The sequence below is a fragment of the Burkholderia sp. Bp8986 genome (genome assembly GCF_003854225.1).
Lineage (GTDB): Bacteria > Pseudomonadota > Gammaproteobacteria > Burkholderiales > Burkholderiaceae > Burkholderia.
Window position 1 is genome coordinate 1 of record NZ_QTQM01000136.1, and the last position, 1,844, is coordinate 1,844.

Sequence of the window (1,844 nt, forward strand, 5' to 3'; positions counted from 1 at the left end):
TCGAGGATCGTGCCCACGTGCGACACCGACGGCAGCAGCAGGTGGTATTTCACGTCGAGGATCCGCGCGGTGTTGTCGGCCCGCTCGACGAACGCGCCGATCTGCGCGAAATCGAAGATCTCGTTGCGCAGCATCGTGCTGTAGAAGCTGCCGAGGATCAGCGCGGTTTCGCGCTTCACTTCGTCGAGCACCGCCGGCAGCCCGCTCTCCGGCACCGGCTGCGCAAGCGCCTGGCGCAGCGCGAGCCAGGCGCCGTTCACGCTCTCCCACGCCTCGCGCGTGAGCGCCGTGCGCACCATCCGCGCGTTCGAGCGCGCGGCCTCGATGCACGACAGCACGCTCGACGGATTGTCGCGGTCGCGCAGCAGATAGTCGGTCACGGTATCGGCGGCATACGCGTCGTACTTCTGACGATAGCCGTCGTCCGCGCCCGAGCTGACCAGCACCGACGACCATTCGGCCGGCGCATCGGACGTGCGCGTGAGCGCCATCCGCAGCCCGGTATCGACGATGCGCGCGATGTTCTCCGCGCGCTCGATATAGCGGTACATCCAGTAAAGACCGCTCGCAGTTCGTCCCAGAAGCATCTCGTGTCCACTCCGTCTTCGTTGGGTTCGCGCGCCGGCTGCGGCGCGCGCGGTCGTGCCCGGCTCAGTCGGCCAGCACCCAGGTGTCCTTGGTGCCGCCGCCCTGGCTCGAGTTGACGACCAGCGAGCCTTCCTGCAGCGCGACGCGCGTGAGCCCGCCGGGCGTGATGCGGATCCGGTCCGACACCAGCACGAACGGCCGCAGGTCGACGTGGCGCGGCGCGAGGCCGGCTTCGGTCAGGATCGGCGTCGTGGACAACGCCAGCGTGGGTTGCGCGATGTAGTTCGCGGGACGCGCGCGCAGCTTCGCGGCGAACGCCTCGATCTCGGCCTTCGATGCGCACGGCCCGACCAGCATCCCGTAGCCGCCCGAGCCGTGCACTTCCTTCACGACCAGTTCGTCGAGATGCTCGAGCACGTATTTCAGGCTGTCGGCCTCGCCGCAGCGCCAGGTCGGCACGTTCTCCAGCAGCGCCTTGCGGCCCGTGTAGAACTCGACGATCTCCGGCATGTACGAGTAGATCGCCTTGTCGTCGGCGATGCCGGTGCCGGGTGCGTTCGCGATCGTGATGTTGCCGGCGCGGTAGACGTCCATGATCCCGGCCACGCCGAGCACCGAATCGGGGCGGAACGTCAGCGGATCGAGGAACGCGTCGTCGACCCGGCGGTACAGCACGTCGATCGGCCGGAAGCCTTCGGTGGTGCGCATCGCGACGCGGCCGTCGACCACCTGCAGGTCGCTGCCCTCGACGAGGTGCACGCCCATCTGGTCGGCGAGGAACGAATGTTCGTAGTACGCGGAATTGTGGATGCCGGGCGTGAGCACGGCGATGGTCGGGTTGTCGGCGTTGCCGCCCGGCGGGCACACCGCCGCGAGCGACTGGCGCAGCATCTGCGGATAGGTCTCGACCGGGCGCACCTTGACCTGCTGGAACAGCTCGGGAAAGAGCTGCATCATCGTCTCGCGGTTTTCCAGCATGTACGACACGCCCGACGGCGTGCGCGCGTTGTCCTCGAGCACGTAGAACTGCTTCTCGGCGGTGCGCACGATGTCGACGCCGATGATGTGCGTGTAGACGTTGCCGGGCGGCCGGAAGTCGATCATCTCCGGGATGAACGCCTCGTTGTGCGCGATCAGGTGCTTCGGCACGATGCCGGCGCGCACGATCTCCTGGCGGTGGTAGATGTCGTCGAGGAACGCGTTGAGCGCCATCACGCGCTGCTCGATGCCGAGCGACAGCCGGCTCCATTCCGCGC

The 1,844-nt window shown here is 67.7% G+C and carries 2 protein-coding genes; both read right to left on the reverse strand.

Annotated features, from left to right (window positions below; genetic code table 11):
* Window positions 1-587 (reverse strand): alpha-E domain-containing protein (locus DID99_RS36485; RefSeq protein ID WP_185733883.1); only part of this gene is annotated, 587 nt, incomplete at its 3' end.
* 64 nt (window positions 588-651) lie between these two features.
* Window positions 652-1,844 (reverse strand): circularly permuted type 2 ATP-grasp protein (locus DID99_RS36490; protein ID WP_148094711.1); only part of this gene is annotated, 1,193 nt, incomplete at its 5' end.